This window comes from Exiguobacterium sp. s16 (assembly GCF_018618115.1).
Classification (GTDB): domain Bacteria; phylum Bacillota; class Bacilli; order Exiguobacteriales; family Exiguobacteriaceae; genus Exiguobacterium; species Exiguobacterium mexicanum_A.
Genome location: NZ_JACSLM010000011.1, coordinates 1 through 16,277, shown reverse-complemented (window position 1 = coordinate 16,277; position 16,277 = coordinate 1). Strand labels below are relative to the sequence as shown.

Below are 16,277 nucleotides of genomic sequence, written 5' to 3'. Positions count from 1 at the left end.
AGGTAGAAACGAATGATTGAAACAGCAATCAGCCCTGTCGTCCACGTCGTCACGCCGAAAGGGTTTCAAGCGTGCGGAGTTCACGTCGGACTGAAGCGGAAGCGTAAGGATTTGGCTCTGCTCGTCTGCGAACAGTTGGCCAGTGCCGCCGCGGTCTATACGACGAACCAGTTTCAAGCGGCCCCGATTCAAGTGACAAAAGAGACGCTACAAGCGTCGAACGGAAAGATTCGTGCCGTCTTGATCAACAGCGGGAACGCCAACGCCTGCACCGGTCCGCAAGGGCTCGAGGACGCGTATACGATGCGCGATAAGGCGGCCGAACATATCGGGGTCAAGCCGGAAGAAGTAGCGATCGCCTCGACAGGTGTCATCGGTCAACTGTTGCCGATGGAGACGCTCTTGACCGGGATCGATTTGCTTGAACCGATCCATGAGGAGACGGGGGCGGAGTCGTTCGCGGAAGCGATTTTGACGACCGATACGGGAACGAAATGCACGGGCATCGAGTACACCGAAGGCGATGCCGCCGTGACGATTGCGGGCGTGGCCAAAGGCTCGGGGATGATTCATCCGAACATGGCGACGATGCTTGGCTTCATTACGACCGATGCCGTCATCGCACCCGACGTCTTGCAACGGGCGCTGAAACAGAGCGTGGACGCCTCGTTTAACAGTATCACCGTCGACGGGGACAGCTCGACGAACGATATGGTGCTCGCTTTGGCGAGCGGACTGACCGAGATGGATGAAATCATCGAAGGGACACCGGCCTATGACCGCTTCCTTCAAGCGTTGACGGACGTATGCACGAATCTCGCCAAAGCGATTGCCCGGGACGGAGAAGGGGCGACGAAATTGATTGAGGTCGAGGTTGTCGGGGCGAAAACGGACGCAGCGGCTCGGATGATTGCGAAACAAGTCGTCGGCTCGTCGCTCGTGAAGACGGCCGTCTATGGACAAGATGCGAACTGGGGACGCATCATCGCCGCCATCGGTGCATCAGAGCAACCGATTGACGTGAACCACGTCGACATCCGCATCGGGTCACAGCACGTACTTTTGGAAAGTTCGCCGGTCTGGTTCGATGAAACGCTCGCGACAGAAGAGATGGGCCAAGACATCGTGCCGATCCAGATCCGGTTGCAAGACGGCACCGGACAAGGTCAGGCGTATGGCTGCGATTTGACTTACGACTACGTCAAAATCAACGCGAGTTATCGGACATGAAACAACGGAAAATCGTCAAACTCGGCGGAAGCGTTTGGGACACGCTTCATCCGGACTATTTCAAAGAATGGCAGGCGTGGCTCGAGGCGGGGCATGAACTTGTGATCGTTCATGGGGGTGGACCTGCGTTGTCCGCTTATTGCGAGCACCAACAAATCGAACCGGTGTTTCAAGACGGACGTCGTGTCACGACAGCGGACGTGTTGACCGGTGCCGAGCGTGTGCTCGCGGGGGAGATGCAGACCGAAATCGTCGCTGCCCTCGGACGTCATCATATTCAAGCGGTCGGTCTCTCGGGTGTGGACGGACAGACGCTGACAGGAAAGCAGTTGGTGGAACTCGGGGAGGTCGGCGAAGTCGACCGGGTCGAGACAGACTTGTTCGAGCTATTGCTCGGGGGTCGCTACGTGCCCGTCGTGACATCATTATTACACGGTACGGAAGGCACGTTGAACTGTAATGGGGACGATTGTGCGATCGCAGTCGCGGTCGCTCTGCAGGCCGACTGCTTCGAAATGATCACCGACGTACCAGGTATCCGGATTGATGGGACGTTCCGTCAAACGCTGACACGTGAGGACATCCAGACGGCCATCGCCACAGGGGATATCTATGGGGGGATGATCCCGAAAACCGAGGCGCTGTTGGCTGCTCTAACAGGAGGGATTGATATCGCCGTCATCCGTGACGGCAAGGACCCGGTTCATCCCGGGACAACACTACAGGAGGTGCACCATGCATTCACTACTACCGACCTACGGACAACGACATATTGAGATTGAGCAGGCGAACGGATCGTATGTGACCGACACCACGGGGAAACGGTACCTCGATTTCGTCATGGGTATCGCCGTCTGCGGCACGGGCCATCGTCATCCACACGTAAGCCAAATGCTAGAGGCGCAGCTTCAAAAAGTGTGGCACACGTCGAACCTTTACAACATCAGCGGACAAACTCGCGTCGCCGAGATGCTCGTCTCCGGGACTCATTTGACGCATGCGTTCTTCTGTAACAGTGGGACCGAGGCGAACGAAGGGGCGTTCAAATTGATTCGGAAATGGACGAACAAGACGAAAATCGTGACGTTCACGAAATCGTTCCACGGTCGCTCGTTCGCCATGCTTGGGGCCACGGGGCAAGACAAGGTCAAAGCCGGATTCGGCCCGATGGTGGCTGATTTTGTACACGCACCGTTCAACGACATGGACGCACTCGACATGATCGATGCCGATACGGCTGCGGTCTGGCTTGAAATCGTCCAAGGCGAGGGCGGGGTCGTCGTCGCTGACTCGGTATGGCTCGAAGCGCTTCAAGCGAAAGCGACGGAGCACGGGGTCAAAATCGTCGTCGATGAGGTGCAGACCGGGATTGCCCGCACAGGTACCCGCTTCGCGTTCGAACAGACACCGCTTAAACCGGACGTCGTCACGCTCGCGAAAGGGCTCGGCAGCGGTTTCCCTGTCGGAGCGATTTTGACAGCAGCAGGTGCGGAGCACGTCTTCACGGCTGGCAGTCACGGTTCGACGTTCGGCGGCAATCCGCTCGCGATGGCAGCGGCGGAAGCGACGCTCGACATTTTGTTCGAGGCGGACGCACTCGCCCACGTCAATGCGATGGGGGCACGATTACGAGCGGGCTTGGAACAATTTGTCGACGGAGAGACGTTCATCGAGGTCCGTGGACTCGGCTTGATGCTCGGGCTCGTCGCGACGCAACCGGTCGCGCCATGGATCGAACAGTTGCGAGACGCGGGCCTCCTGGTCGTTGCGGCAGGTCCGGACGTGATTCGCGTCTTACCGTCTTTGCTGCTTACGGAAGCCGAAGTGGATGAGGCGCTCGCAATCATTGGACAGGTGATTACAAAGGAGATGGTGTCATGACGGGGACAGTGACGTTACAAAGCGGTGAACAGTTCAACGGGACGTGGGAGACGAGTGCGTGCTTGGCGAAAGGAGAGGTCGTCTTCTTCACAGGGATGACCGGTTATCAAGAAGTGTTGACCGATCCGTCGTACGCCGGTCAAATCGTCGCGTTCACATATCCGCTCATCGGGCAATATGGGTTGACCGACGCAGCATCGGAAAGTGCGGACATTCAAGTGGCGGGCGTGCTCGTCCAGACGTTAGCCGGAAACGGGGCGGCGACCGACTTGAAGGATTGGCTGGAGCAGTCCGGTGTGCCGGTACTGTCTGACGTCGACACGCGCTCGCTCGTCCATGCGCTCCGTGAACACGGCGATCAGTGGGGTGTGATGACGTCTGAATCAGATGTGTCGTTCGATGGGGACCTACATCAGATTACGGAGACCGTTTCGACGCCAAGTCATGTGCGTCACGGCGACGGGGCGAACGGACACATCGTCTGTCTTGATTTCGGCGTGAAGGCGTCGATGGTTCAAGCGATGGTGGAGCGAGGGTACGCGGTAACGGTCGTTCCGTTCGATACGACGGCCGCCCAAGTCCACGCGCTCGCACCGACCGGGATTCTCGTGTCGAACGGTCCGGGAGACCCACGTGATTTGGTCGACTACCTCGACAATGTGCGTGACGTGGCACTGTCGTATCCGACACTCGGCATTTGTATGGGCCATCAACTGCTCGCGCTCGCCTTCGGGTGTGAGATTGAAAAACAGGCTTACGGACACCGCGGATCCAATCATCCGGTCCGGAACGTCCAGACGGGTGAAGTGTGGATGACGTCGCAAAATCATGGGTACGTCGTCACACGGGACAGTTTGGAAGCGACGCCGCTCGAACTGCTATTTGAGAACGTGAACGATTTGTCGGTCGAAGGGACGTTGCACCGGACGGCCCCGATTCTAACGGCTCAGTTCCATCCAGAGGCCAGTCCGGGACCGAAGGAAGCACAAGCCATCTTTGATCGCTTCGACGAAATGATTCAACAAGGGGTGAACGTCTATGCATAAAAAAGTACTCGTCATCGGCTCGGGTCCGATTATCATCGGACAGGCGGCCGAGTTTGACTATTCGGGCACACAGGCGTGCCAAGCGCTCCGGGAAGCAGGTTGTGAGGTCGTACTCTTTAACTCGAACCCGGCCACGATCATGACCGATCCCGGTTTGGCCGACCACACGTACATCGAGGCGATGACGTTAGAGAAGGCCGAATTGATTATCGAGACAGAACGTCCGACCCACTTGCTCGCCACGGTCGGCGGGCAGACCGCCCTCAACTTGGCGCTCGCCTTGGACGAGGCCGGCGTGCTCGAACGATACGGTATCGCCCTCCTTGGGACGTCACTCGAGACGATTCGCGACGGGGAGGACCGCGAACGGTTCAAACAGAAGATGAACGAGCTCGGGGAACCGCTCCCAGTCAGCACGACGATTGAATCGATCGATGGACTTGATCGCTTTATCGCCGAGACAGGCGTCCCGCTCATCGTCCGTCCGGCGTTCACGCTCGGCGGCACCGGCGGCGGGATTGCGGAGACGATTGATGCCGCCTACACGCTCGCGAAACGTGGTCTTGAGGCGAGTCCAATCTCGCAGTGTTTGATTGAGCAGAGCATTGCCGGCTATAAAGAGTTTGAATACGAAGTCATGCGTGACGCCAACGGGACGTGCATCATCGTCTGCAATATGGAAAACATCGACCCGGTCGGCGTCCATACGGGCGATTCGGTTGTGTTCGCCCCGGCCCAGACGTTATCGGATGTCATGCATCAGACGTTACGGAGCGCCGCGTTCCGAATCGTCTCGGCCCTCGGTGTCGTCGGCGGGTGTAACATCCAGTTCGCCGTCCATCCGACGGAAGACGCCTATTACGTGATTGAAGTGAACCCGCGCGTGTCGCGTAGCTCGGCGCTCGCCTCGAAAGCGACCGGGTATCCGATCGCGAAGATCGCCACCCGTCTTGCCCTCGGGGAACGACTCGACGATTGCATCAATCCCGTCACGAACGGGACGATGGCGAGCTTCGAACCGGCCCTCGATTATGTGACGGCGAAAGTGCCGACGTTCCCGTTCGATTTGTTCAATGGGACGGACCGGACGCTCGGACCGCAGATGAAAGCGACCGGGGAGAGCATGGCGATGGGCAAAACACTTGAGGAAGCGCTACAGAAAGCGTGGCGTGGTGCCGGTGTCGAGCAGAGTCCGCTCTATCCGAGTTGGATGGCGACAGCTGATCCTGACGCGCTATACGCTGAAATTTCGGCTCCGACTGATCGTCGTCTCCTGGCGTGCCTCGCACTACTCGATCGGGGAATCGCCACGGCGTCACAGCTTGAAGCGCTGACGGGTATCGCCCCGCACTTCATGATGACGTTCAATCGACTCGTGTCGACAATCCATCTGGACCTGTCCACGAAAGCGAACATGTTGCAGGCGAAACGGTTCGGTTTCACCGACGCCCAGATTGCGCAGCAGATGAACGTCACGGCGGACGCAGTCGCAGCGATGCGGCTCGAACACGACATCCATCCGGTCTATCAGATGATTGATACGTGTGCCGCCGAGTTCGAGAGCCGCACACCGTACTTTTACGGGTCGTGGCACGGGACGTCTGAAGTCGTACCGAGCGAGCGTCCGAAAGTCGCCATCATCGGGTCTGGACCGATTCGCATCGGGCAAGGCATCGAGTTCGATTATAGTTCGGTGCATGCCGTCTGGGCGCTTCAAAAACTCGGGGTCGAGACGATCATGATCAACAATAACCCGGAGACGGTGTCGACCGATTTCACGGTCGCTGACAAACTGTACGTCGAACCGTTGACGATTGAAGATGTTGTGCACGTATTGGAGGCAGAAGGCTGTCAGGACGTCCTCATCCAGTTCGGCGGGCAGACCGGCATTTCACTCGCCCATGCACTAGAAGCCAAAGGCTATCACTTGCTCGGGGCGACGGCAGACGTCATCGATCAAATGGAGGACCGGGATCGGTTCTATCAATTCCTCGACGAGATCGGGGTGGCCCACATCCCTGGCGAAGAGGTCGGATCGGTTGACGATTTGACGTCCGCGATCGATCGTCTCGGCTATCCATGTGTCGTCCGTCCTTCCTACGTCATCGGTGGAAAAGGCATGTATATCATCCGGACCGCGGCGGATTTGCACCAAGTCGAATCACACTTGACCTATCCGCTCCTCGTCGATGCGTATGTCGATGGACGTGAACTCGAAGTCGACTGTGTCACTGACGGGAAGACCGTCTACATTCCGGCCTTGCTCGAACAGATTGAGGCAGCCGGTGTCCATTCGGGCGATTCGACGATGATTCTGCCGCCGGTCAAAACGTCACGCGCGCAACAAGCCGAGATTGAAGCCATCGTTCAAACGATTGGTCAAGCGCTCGCATATAAGGGTGCGCTCAATATCCAATTCGTTTTGAAGGGCGACGTCATCTACGTGCTCGAAATCAATCCGCGTGCATCTCGGACGGTCCCGATCGTCAGTAAAGTGACCGGGGAACCACTCATCGAATGGGCGACGCTCGCGGCGTTCGGCCATGAGTTGGCAACCGTCGTCCCAGAGGCACGTCCGGTATGGAGCGGCTATGCCATCAAGACACCGGTGTTCTCGAGTTTGAAATTGCCGGGCGTCGACCCGCTCACCGGACCCGTCATGCGTTCGACCGGGGAAACGCTTCAATTCAGCATGACCCCTTACGTGTCCGAACGGTTCTGTTACGATGCGACGACGACGCGCGTCATGAATCGGACTGAGACCGTAGCCGGCCAAGGCTGGTCGTCATATAGTGATCAAGCGCTCGATGAGACGACCGAGTTCCAAAACGTGTCGGTCTTATTCTCAAACGCACCAGAAGAACAAGCGGCACGTGAGACGGCCGTCCGCAACGGCGTCCACGTCATCTCGGAGACACATCTTGCCGAGTACTATCAACAAGCGATGCAAGCGGAACCGATGCCGGTCCGTTCACTTCAAACGATGCAGACAGGAGAGGGACTACCATTATGACGACGAAAACAATCAATCATCTACTGACACTCGAGGAACTGACTCCGTCCGCACTCGACGACTTGCTTGGACTCGCGGCCGAAGTGAAACGACAGCCGGAAGCGTTCCAGACGGCGCTCGCCGGCAAGAAAGTGGCGCTCTTGTTCGAGAAGGCCTCGACTCGGACCCGGATGTCGTTCGAGGTCGGTGTCGTCGAACTCGGCGGTTATCCGCTGTTCTTGAGCAGCAGTGATTTACAAATCGGGCGTGGGGAACCGCTGACGGATACGATTCAAGTCATGAGCCGTTATGTCGATGCGCTCATGATTCGGACGTATGCCCACGCGACGGTCGAGACGCTCGCTTCGGCAGGTTCGATTCCAATCATCAACGGATTGACCGATTCCCATCACCCATGCCAAGTACTCGCCGACTTGTTGACGGTCGAGGAAGTGTTCGGCACGAGAACAGGTAAGACGTTGACGTACATCGGCGACGGGAACAATATGGCCCACTCGCTCATGATCGGGGGCGCGCTCAGCGGGATGCACATCCGCATCGCCTCGCCGGAAGCATATACGGTCGAGACCGAGATTTTCGAACGGGCGAACGAACTCGCGGCGACTACTGGAGGCAGCGTTACGTTGTGGCAAGACCCGGTCGCTGCGGCAGCGGGTGCGGACGTCATTTACACGGATGTGTTCGCGAGCATGGGGCAAGAAGCGGAAGCGGCGGAACGGTTGACGCAGTTTGCGACGTTCCAAGTCGATGCTTCGCTCATGCAGCAAGCGAAGTCAGATGCGATTTTCCTGCACTGTCTCCCGGCCCATCGCGGCGAAGAAGTGACGGCCGACGTCATCGACGGTCCGCAATCGGTCGTGTTCGATCAAGCCGAGAATCGATTGCACGCGCAAAAGGCGCTCATGCTCACCTTGCTCGGCTAAACGAAAAGAGAGGATTCGCCGCTCGGGCGAATCCTCTCTTTTTACTGTCATAAAAAGCGGGCGAACAGGCCGAACACGGCCAATCCGACGATCACGTAGAAAATCCATTTGCCTTCACCCGTATGAATGATGGGCGGGGAATACTTGCGTGGCTTGTACTTCCCGTAACGGAGCGGGCGCGAATACGGCACCGCGAACCGGGAGAGCGGGATCGCGAGCAAGAACCCGGCCAGGAAACCATACACATGTCCCCAAAGTGATACGTTCGCGCCGATGAGCGTGAACACGGCGCTGATGGCGACGAAGATATAGACGAGTCGAGCGTCCTGGCTGTAGATGAGCGTCCGGCGGAACCGACCGATGTACACATAAAAGCCGAGAATCGCTAAAATCGCACCTGAAGCACCGGCTTGCAGGTAGAACAGTTCACTCACCGTGAAGAACGTGAGCAAGTTGGCAAGCACACCGGCCACGATATAGAACACGGCGAACTTGATGTGACCGACCATGCGTTCCATGGCAGGTCCGAAGATAATCAAAGCGAACGAGTTGAACAGCAAATGACCGAGCCCTAAATGGATGAAGTTGGCCGTCAAGAGACGGTACCATTCCCCTTGGGCGAGTGCGAGATGGAATGACCCGCCGAGTGCGACAATCCGGAGGTCGGGGACCAAAGAATCGATGACAAACACGAGCAGTTGGATTACAATGAACAGCGTTACGAGCGGATACGCCCGGACGAACGTTTGAACATTCTCAGTACGACTAAACATAGCATCACCTCTTTCCTTAATTGTATAAGGAAACGAGTGAAAAAGGAAAGGAGCGAGTGTCCTGTGATTGTGGGGATCGGAATCGATATCGTCGAGCTCGAGCGGATTGCTCGCTCGCTCAAAAATGACCGTTTCGTCGCACGTCTGTTGACCACAGCCGAGCGGGCGCTTGCGGACGCCTATCCAGAACAACGGCGCATCGAATTCGTCGCTGGACGATTTGCGGCGAAAGAAGCGTATGCCAAAGCGGTCGGGACCGGCATTGCCCGGGGCCTGTCGTGGCAACAAATCGAAATTTTACCGGATGAGACCGGACGGCCGCATATGACGGCGCCGTACTCAGGCCGGATTCATATGAGTATCAGCCACAGCGAGCAATATGCCGTGGCACAAGTCATCATTGAAGAGGGGGATCACGATGTTTCGTCCAAGTTGGATTGAAATCGATCGGGCGGCGATCAAACATAACGTAATCGAAATTAAAAAACGGATCCCGCAAGCGCTCATGGCCGTCGTCAAAGCGAACGCTTACGGGCATGGTGCCGTCGAAGTGGCAAAGATTGCGCTTGATAACGGAGCGACGATGCTCGGTGTGGCTTTGCTCGAGGAAGCCATCGAGCTCCGAGAGGCCGGGATTAAAGCGCCGATTCTCGTCATGGAGGCCCAGTTCCCAGAATATGCGGGCGTCGCAGCCGAACACGGTGTGACGTTGTCCGTCTTTTCGGCCGACTGGTTGCGTGAGGCGCGCACACGTCTATCTGACCGTCCACTCACCGTTCATGTGAAAGTCGACACCGGGATGGGGCGCCTCGGTTTGCGGACCCGCGCCGAACTTGATGCCCTTTTAGATGCGGCAGATGACCGTTTTATCGTCGAAGGGATTTATACGCACTTTGCGACAGCGGATGAGCCGGACAGTGAGCTTTACTATGAGCAGCAGGAGCGATTTGGTCAGTTGATAGATGGACTCCACTCGCGATTCCGCTACATTCATACGTCAAACTCGGCCGGGGCGATCCGCATGGCTGGACAAGACGTGCCGTACAACGTGGTGCGGGTCGGAATTGCGATTTATGGGCTCTACCCGTCAGCTGAGATGGCTTCCTTCTATTCATTTTTACGACCGGCCTTCACGTTGAAGAGCAAGCTCATGCAAGTGAAGCAACTCGAAGCTGGACAGACGATCAGCTACGGGGCGACATACACGACGGCAGGGGACGAGTGGATCGGTACCGTGCCGGTAGGATATGCCGACGGCTGGATTCGTAAAGCGAGCGGCTTCGAAGTAGACGTCAATGGAGAGCGCTGTCCCATTATCGGTCGTGTCTGCATGGATCGCTTCATGGTGAGGCTTCCTAAAGAGCTGCCGGTCGGAACTGTGGTCACGCTCATCGGCGGACCAGTCGCGATTGACGAACTGGCCACGCATCTCGAGACAATCAACTATGAGGTCGTCTGTCAATTAACGAATCGCCTCCCGCGACGTTATGTGTAAAGCGGAAAACGTGTGAAATTATCTGAATTCTTTCGGGAATTCTCTATATTTTCCCAAACTCGCGTGTTATATTGGTAAAGAACGCGGGAATATTTCCGCCAGTCATTGAAACGATTCTGGAGGTGTAAGATGTTGAAACAGCGAACTGCGGGTGCTTTAGCGTCCGTTCCAGATCGGTTCTCGCAACATGTGGGTCCGATTTCGATGAAAGACCGTGAATCATTGTCATTGAACGATGTAGTGACGTACTTGTCCAAAGAAATTGCTGATCGACAACAAACACTGCGCGAAGAATTGGCGAGAGGCTATCAAGAGATGGCCGCGTTTAATTTGAATATGGCAGAAGAGATGCTGATGATTGAGACGGAAGCCGAACATGCTCTCTTACGTCAAGTAAGCGGGGTGTGAGCGGAGTGATCGTAAAGCGTGGTGACGTGTTTTATGCGAATCTGTCGCCCGTAGTCGGTTCAGAGCAAGGTGGAGTTCGTCCGGTTCTCGTCATTCAAAACGATATCGGCAATCGCTTTAGCCCGACCGTCATTGTCGCTGCGATTACGGCTCAGATCCAGAAAGCAAAACTGCCGACTCATGTAGAGGTATATCAAGTCAAACATGGTCTCGAACGAGATTCCGTGATTTTACTTGAACAGATTCGAACGATTGATAAGCGTCGTCTGACGGATAAAGTCACTCATCTTGATGATGAGACGATGCACAAAGTTGACCGAGCGCTAGAGATTAGTCTGGGATTAATCCCTCTCTAGCTTACATATAAAGAAACCGATACATGGGTATCGGTTTTTTTTCAAAAAAACCTTTGAAAAATAGTTTAGAATTCTGTAAAACGGGAATTTAGTTTAATCGTACTCAATTTTTCTGTACGCACATTAGGAGGGAATATACGATGGATTTAGCGATTCGCGAGCAAGTCATTGGAGAACAATTACACCTTTACGTATCCGGAGAAGTGGATACATATACCGCACCAAAATTGAAGGAAGTCTTGCACCCGGCAATCACGGACCAAGACGTCACCGTTCATTTGGATGAAGTGGACTATATGGATTCAACTGGTCTCGGCGTATTTGTCGGTGCCCTTAAAATAGCCAAACGTAATGAGAAAGAGTTGTCGCTCGTCGGCGTCACTGACCGCGTCAATCGTCTCTTTGAATTGACAGGACTGCACAAGTTGCTTTCGATCAATACAAACGTAAGAGGTGGCACGCAATGAGTAACATCGAACAGACGGTGATGACGTTCCCGGCCAAACCGGAGTATGTCGGTGTGGTCCGTTTAGTCGTCTCAGGAATCGCTAACCGTATGGGATATACGTACGACGAGATCGAAGATATTAAAATCGCGGTCTCGGAAGCCTGTGGCAATGCCGTTCAACATGCCTATGAAGATCAAGAGGGTGAAGTGAAACTCACGTGTGGCGTCCATCAAGATCGTCTCGAGATGACGATCGAGGACTCGGGCAAAACGTTTGCCGACGACGTGAAACGCCAAGCGGCGCCAGTCGAAGAGACGGCTGAAATTGAATCGCTTCACGAAGGAGGACTCGGTCTTTTCCTCATTGAAGCCTTAATGGATGACGTCTCGATCAACAAGGACAATGGTGTCAAGGTGACGATGACGAAACTCCTTAACAGGGACGAGGTGGATCAGAGTGCCAGCAAAATCTCAACAACGCCATCACAGTGATGATGAAGTATTAGAGTGGATTGAGCGTTATCAACAGGACGATCAAAATGAAGAAGTCCAGATGCTCCTCATTAACCGATACTCGGACCTCGTTGAGGCACTTGCACGAAAGTTTTCACGCGGCCGGGCTATCCACGATGACCTCGTTCAAGTCGGGATGATCGGACTTCTCGCTGCCCTTCGTCGTTTCGACCCTGAGTTCGGACGCAGTTTCGAATCGTTTGCCGTTCCGACGATTATCGGTGAAATCAAGCGTTTCATCCGTGACAAGACGTGGAGCGTCCACGTTCCGCGCCGGATTAAAGAGCTTGGACCGAAAATCAAGAAGACGGTCGAGGAATTGACGACCGAGTTGCAACGTTCACCGCGCATCGATGAGATTGCCGATCACCTCGGCGTTTCCGATGAAGAGATTCTCGAGACGCTCGAGATGGGCAAGAGCTACCAAGCCCTTTCCGTCGACAGCTCAATCGAAGCGGACAACGAAGGTTCGACCGTCACGCTCCTCGACCTTGTCGGAAGCCAAGAACGTGGCTACGAATCGGTCGACCAGCGCCTCATCCTTGAAAAAGCGTTCAGTGTGCTGAACGAACGGGAACAGGCGATTTTAGAATGTGCTTATTATAAAAACATGAGCCAAAAAGAGACGGGTGAACTCCTCGGGATTTCGCAGATGCACGTATCGCGCTTGCAGCGACGCGCGCTTGAGAAGTTACGTGAGGCCATCAAAGTCCCGCTCAACGAAGTATTCTCAAACGATGACTAAATGGTCATCGTTTTTTTGTCGTCTAGGCGTGAGTTTGCTACACTTCTAGAGAGAAGAGAAAAGGAAGTGATTCGATTGATTACGAAAGTCGCAAAAGAGTTGAAGTTGAAGACGAGTCAAGTCGAGACGGTGCAACAACTTGCCGCGGACGGAGCGACGATTCCGTTCATGGCCCGGTACCGTAAAGAAATGACCGGTAATCTCGATGAAGTCGAAATCAAAGCGATTCTCGACGCCTTACAATATGAAGAGAGTTTGCACAAGCGTAAGACGGACGTCCTCGCCAAACTTGAAGAACTCGAGAAGGCGACGCCGGAATTGACACGGGCGCTTGAAGCGGCGACGAGCCTGCAACAAGTCGATGACATTTATCTCCCTTATCGTCCGAAGCGACGGACGAAAGCCGAACAAGGGCGGGAGAAAGGACTACAAGCCCTCGCTGACTGGTATCGTCAACCGACACCCTATTCGCTGAAAGAAGCGCAGTCGTTAGCGGGTGATCTTTCGCTTGAAGAAGCACTTCCGTTCGTCCAATCAATCATTGGGGAGGAGTGGGGCGAAGTGGCGACGCTTCGACAATCACTTCGAACACGAGTCCGGAAAGAGGCGCTCCTTCGTTCGCAGAAGAAAAAACAAGCGGAAGACGAGAAAGAAGTGTTCGCCCAGTATTATGAATATGAAGAAAAAATCGCAGGAATCGTCCCGCACCGGATTCTCGCTTTGAACCGGGGAGAGCGCACGGACGTGTTGCAAGTGAAGGTTGTCTTCGACGAAGCCGGCTTCATGCGACAAGCGCTCGGCAAGTTTGACCGTTTGCCGACAGAGAAACGCGAACTCGTCACGCTCGCCGTGAAGGACGCGTTCAAGAAGTCGGTATTTCCGGCCATCGAACGTGAGATTCGTAGCGAATTGACCGAGACGGCCGAAGAACAGGCGATCGACGTGTTCTCGAAAAACTTGAAGCAACTCTACATGCAACCGCCGCTTCGTGAGGTCATCGTCCTAGGGATTGACCCGGCCTATCGCACAGGTTGTAAATGGGCCGTCGTCAATGAGATCGGGAAAGTCGAAGAAGTCGGTGTCTTCTATCCGACGGCACCGAAACACGATGTCGCGGGATCGGAAAAAGTGCTATCGTCGCTCGTGAAACGTTATCCGATTTCGGTCATCGTCATCGGGAATGGGACCGCATCCCGTGAAACGGAGCAATTCGTATCGAGCTGGCTGAAGAAAGCTGAACGCGAGATTGCTTACGCCATCGTCAATGAGGCGGGGGCGAGTGTCTATTCGGCGTCAGAGATTGCACGGTCTGAGTTCCCGGAATTGAAAGTAGAAGAACGCTCGGCTGTCTCGATCGCCCGACGTATCCAAGACGCGATGGCCGAACTCGTTAAAGTCGACCCGCAATCGGTGGGGGTTGGACAGTATCAACACGACGTCAGTCAAAACAAGCTGAAGGGGTCGCTCGAGTTTGTCGTCGAGAGTGTCGTCAACATGGTCGGTGTGGATGTGAACCGAGCCTCGGAATCGCTGCTCACATATGTATCTGGATTGAACAAGACGACGGCTAAAAATATTGTCGCGTATCGGGATGAGTTCGGGCGCTTTGATACGCGGAAAGAAATCAAGAAAGTGCCTCGTCTTGGAGCGAAGGCGTATGAACAAGCAGCCGGTTTTTTACGGATCACGAACGGAAGCGATGTGCTCGATCAAACGGAGATTCATCCGGAGAGCTATAAGTTGACGCTCTCTCTATTGAAGGAACTCGGTGTTTCGAAGCAAGCGGTCGGTACGGCTGAACTGCGAGATCGATTGAAGACGGTTGACGCCAAAGTGCTGAGTGAGAAGCTAGATGCCGGATTGCCGACGGTTGAAGATATCTTGAAGTCGCTCGCGAAACCAGGACGTGATCCACGCGAAGACATTCAGAAGCCGTTACTTCGGACAGACGTTATGAACTTGGAAGATCTCCAGGTCGGTATGGAGTTCCAAGGAACGGTGCGAAACGTCATCGACTTTGGGGCGTTCGTTGATATCGGGGTGAAGCAAGATGGACTCGTCCATATTTCGAAATTGTCGAATCGCTACGTCAAGCATCCGCTTGATGTCGTCGCAGTCGGTGATATCGTCACCGTATGGATCGAACAAGTGGACGCCAATCGTGGGCGAATCAGTCTCACGATGTTGGAGCCGAAGCGTTAAATAAGAAGGAACTAGTACCGGGCAAAATGTTTTTCATTTTGCTCGGGTTTTTTTATAAAAAAGTGTTGACGGTCTTTTCTGCCCGTGCTATCTTATAGAAGTCGCCGAGAGACGACATGGAATATTAAAGCTTTTCTAAAAAAGTGATTGACAGGTTTCTGGTTTGCGGTTACAATTTAAATCGTTACTTCGATAAATTCAAGCAACGTTCCGCAATAGCTCAGTGGTAGAGCAACCGGCTGTTAACCGGTAGGTCGTAGGTTCAAATCCTACTTGCGGAGCCATTTTATTTTGGAGACGTACCCAAGAGGCTATAAGGGGCTCCCCTGCTAAGGGAGTAGGCTGGGAAACCGGTGCGAGGGTTCGAATCCCTCCGTCTCCGCCACTTATTTTTAGAAAACACATACATCTGGCCCGTTGGTCAAGCGGTTAAGACACCGCCCTTTCACGGCGGTAACACGGGTTCGAATCCCGTACGGGTCACCATCATACGGAGGATTAGCTCAGCTGGGAGAGCACCTGCCTTACAAGCAGGGGGTCGGCGGTTCGATCCCGTCATCCTCCACCATTTCAAATTTAAGCACGTATAACGGTCTTGTGGTGTAGGGGTTAACATGCCTGCCTGTCACGCAGGAGATCGCGGGTTCAAATCCCGTCAAGACCGCCATTTACGTTGGGCCGTAGCCAAGTGGTAAGGCATCGGATTTTGATTCCGACATGCGAAGGTTCGATCCCTTCCGGCCCAGCTTATATTTGAGTCATTAGCTCAGTTGGTAGAGCATCTGACTTTTAATCAGAGGGTCGCAGGTTCGAGCCCTGCATGACTCACCATTTTTTATCCCTCGTAACACCTTAATACGCTGCGGTCGTGGCGGAATCGGTAGACGCGCTAGGTTGAGGGCCTAGTGGTGGTTAACACCGTGGAGGTTCAAGTCCTCTCGACCGCACCAATATGCACCCTTAGCTCAGCTGGATAGAGCGTTAGACTACGAATCTAAAGGCCGGGAGTTCGAATCTCTCAGGGTGCACCATTTTTATTATGGGCCTATAGCTCAGCCGGTTAGAGCGCACGCCTGATAAGCGTGAGGTCGGTGGTTCGAGTCCACTTAGGCCCACCATTTTAACTGACGAACTTTGAAAACTGAACGATGAGGCAAAAAAGTTTTACAATTTTTGAATGAAGCGCAAGCTTCGTCATTTTTAAAGAGCTATATCAAATTCTTTGGAGAGTTTGATCCTGGCTC

Annotated in this window: 15 protein-coding genes and 10 tRNA genes; 24 read left to right on the top strand and 1 reads right to left on the bottom strand. The window is 54.5% G+C overall.

Annotation, left to right across the window (positions count from 1 at the left end):
- Nucleotides 1-12 precede the first annotated feature (12 nt).
- From argJ to argF, 6 genes are read left to right on the top strand one after another with little or no spacing between them, the layout of a single operon-like run.
- Nucleotides 13-1,230 (top strand): bifunctional glutamate N-acetyltransferase/amino-acid acetyltransferase ArgJ, encoded by a 1,218-nt coding sequence (gene argJ, locus KNP86_RS13925; protein WP_214754993.1) that lies wholly within the window; start codon nucleotides 13-15, stop codon nucleotides 1,228-1,230.
- On the top strand, nucleotides 1,227-2,006 hold the full coding sequence (argB, locus tag KNP86_RS13920) for an acetylglutamate kinase (RefSeq protein ID WP_214754991.1): 780 nt from the start codon (nucleotides 1,227-1,229) through the stop codon (nucleotides 2,004-2,006). The genes argJ and argB overlap by 4 nt, the downstream gene beginning before the upstream one ends.
- Entirely contained in the window at nucleotides 1,966-3,111 is a 1,146-nt protein-coding gene (locus tag KNP86_RS13915) for an aspartate aminotransferase family protein (protein ID WP_034780865.1), read from the top strand. Before argB ends, KNP86_RS13915 begins: the two co-directional genes overlap by 41 nt.
- Nucleotides 3,108-4,157, top strand: coding sequence for a carbamoyl phosphate synthase small subunit (locus tag KNP86_RS13910; protein WP_214754989.1), 1,050 nt, complete (start codon nucleotides 3,108-3,110; stop codon nucleotides 4,155-4,157). The genes KNP86_RS13915 and KNP86_RS13910 overlap by 4 nt, the downstream gene beginning before the upstream one ends.
- Nucleotides 4,150-7,170 (top strand): carbamoyl-phosphate synthase (glutamine-hydrolyzing) large subunit, encoded by a 3,021-nt coding sequence (gene carB, locus KNP86_RS13905; RefSeq protein WP_214754987.1) that lies wholly within the window; start codon nucleotides 4,150-4,152, stop codon nucleotides 7,168-7,170. Before KNP86_RS13910 ends, carB begins: the two co-directional genes overlap by 8 nt.
- Nucleotides 7,167-8,093, top strand: a complete 927-nt coding sequence (argF, locus tag KNP86_RS13900; RefSeq protein ID WP_214754985.1) for an ornithine carbamoyltransferase — start codon at nucleotides 7,167-7,169, stop codon at nucleotides 8,091-8,093. The genes carB and argF overlap by 4 nt, the downstream gene beginning before the upstream one ends.
- A gap of 47 nt (nucleotides 8,094-8,140) precedes the next feature.
- Here argF and KNP86_RS13895 read toward each other — a convergent pair whose 3' ends face one another.
- Nucleotides 8,141-8,866: a rhomboid family intramembrane serine protease gene (locus tag KNP86_RS13895; RefSeq protein WP_034780868.1), complete on the bottom strand. Its 726-nt coding sequence runs from the start codon at nucleotides 8,864-8,866 to the stop codon at nucleotides 8,141-8,143.
- A 63-nt stretch (nucleotides 8,867-8,929) separates the two neighbouring features.
- Here KNP86_RS13895 and acpS point away from each other — a divergent pair, with 63 nt between their 5' ends.
- The 18 genes from acpS to KNP86_RS13805 all read left to right on the top strand — a co-directional run bounded on the left by acpS (nucleotide 8,930) and on the right by KNP86_RS13805 (nucleotide 16,151).
- Nucleotides 8,930-9,307 carry a holo-ACP synthase gene (gene acpS, locus KNP86_RS13890; RefSeq protein WP_034780870.1) on the top strand — a complete coding sequence of 126 codons (378 nt, stop codon included), beginning with the start codon at nucleotides 8,930-8,932 and terminating at the stop codon, nucleotides 9,305-9,307.
- The gene (gene alr / locus KNP86_RS13885; protein ID WP_214754983.1) at nucleotides 9,285-10,361 is read left to right on the top strand and encodes an alanine racemase; all 1,077 of its coding nucleotides are present in this window, start codon (nucleotides 9,285-9,287) and stop codon (nucleotides 10,359-10,361) included. The genes acpS and alr overlap by 23 nt, the downstream gene beginning before the upstream one ends.
- A gap of 129 nt (nucleotides 10,362-10,490) precedes the next feature.
- Complete coding sequence (locus KNP86_RS13880; RefSeq protein WP_021068181.1) at nucleotides 10,491-10,769, top strand: hypothetical protein; 279 nt, start codon at nucleotides 10,491-10,493, stop codon at nucleotides 10,767-10,769.
- A 5-nt stretch (nucleotides 10,770-10,774) separates the two neighbouring features.
- Complete coding sequence (locus KNP86_RS13875; RefSeq protein ID WP_029596222.1) at nucleotides 10,775-11,125, top strand: type II toxin-antitoxin system PemK/MazF family toxin; 351 nt, start codon at nucleotides 10,775-10,777, stop codon at nucleotides 11,123-11,125.
- A gap of 140 nt (nucleotides 11,126-11,265) precedes the next feature.
- Complete coding sequence (locus tag KNP86_RS13870) at nucleotides 11,266-11,592, top strand: STAS domain-containing protein (RefSeq protein ID WP_128123185.1); 327 nt, start codon at nucleotides 11,266-11,268, stop codon at nucleotides 11,590-11,592.
- Complete coding sequence (gene rsbW / locus KNP86_RS13865; RefSeq protein ID WP_021068184.1) at nucleotides 11,589-12,065, top strand: anti-sigma B factor RsbW; 477 nt, start codon at nucleotides 11,589-11,591, stop codon at nucleotides 12,063-12,065. The genes KNP86_RS13870 and rsbW overlap by 4 nt, the downstream gene beginning before the upstream one ends.
- On the top strand, nucleotides 12,031-12,831 hold the full coding sequence (gene sigB, locus KNP86_RS13860) for an RNA polymerase sigma factor SigB (RefSeq protein WP_021068185.1): 801 nt from the start codon (nucleotides 12,031-12,033) through the stop codon (nucleotides 12,829-12,831). Before rsbW ends, sigB begins: the two co-directional genes overlap by 35 nt.
- A gap of 75 nt (nucleotides 12,832-12,906) precedes the next feature.
- Nucleotides 12,907-15,033: a Tex family protein gene (locus tag KNP86_RS13855; protein WP_214755009.1), complete on the top strand. Its 2,127-nt coding sequence runs from the start codon at nucleotides 12,907-12,909 to the stop codon at nucleotides 15,031-15,033.
- 209 nt (nucleotides 15,034-15,242) lie between these two features.
- Nucleotides 15,243-15,317, top strand: a tRNA-Asn gene (locus KNP86_RS13850).
- A gap of 9 nt (nucleotides 15,318-15,326) precedes the next feature.
- Nucleotides 15,327-15,418 (top strand) — tRNA-Ser (locus tag KNP86_RS13845).
- Nucleotides 15,419-15,444: 26 nt separating this feature from the next.
- Nucleotides 15,445-15,519, top strand: a tRNA-Glu gene (locus KNP86_RS13840).
- Between the two features lie 6 nt (nucleotides 15,520-15,525).
- A tRNA-Val gene (locus tag KNP86_RS13835) sits at nucleotides 15,526-15,601 on the top strand.
- Between the two features lie 23 nt (nucleotides 15,602-15,624).
- Nucleotides 15,625-15,700, top strand: a tRNA-Asp gene (locus KNP86_RS13830).
- Between the two features lie 7 nt (nucleotides 15,701-15,707).
- A tRNA-Gln gene (locus tag KNP86_RS13825) sits at nucleotides 15,708-15,779 on the top strand.
- Nucleotides 15,780-15,788: 9 nt separating this feature from the next.
- Nucleotides 15,789-15,864 (top strand) — tRNA-Lys (locus KNP86_RS13820).
- A gap of 31 nt (nucleotides 15,865-15,895) precedes the next feature.
- A tRNA-Leu gene (locus KNP86_RS13815) sits at nucleotides 15,896-15,983 on the top strand.
- A 4-nt stretch (nucleotides 15,984-15,987) separates the two neighbouring features.
- Nucleotides 15,988-16,064, top strand: a tRNA-Arg gene (locus KNP86_RS13810).
- Nucleotides 16,065-16,074: 10 nt separating this feature from the next.
- A tRNA-Ile gene (locus KNP86_RS13805) sits at nucleotides 16,075-16,151 on the top strand.
- Nucleotides 16,152-16,277: the final 126 nt, after the last annotated feature.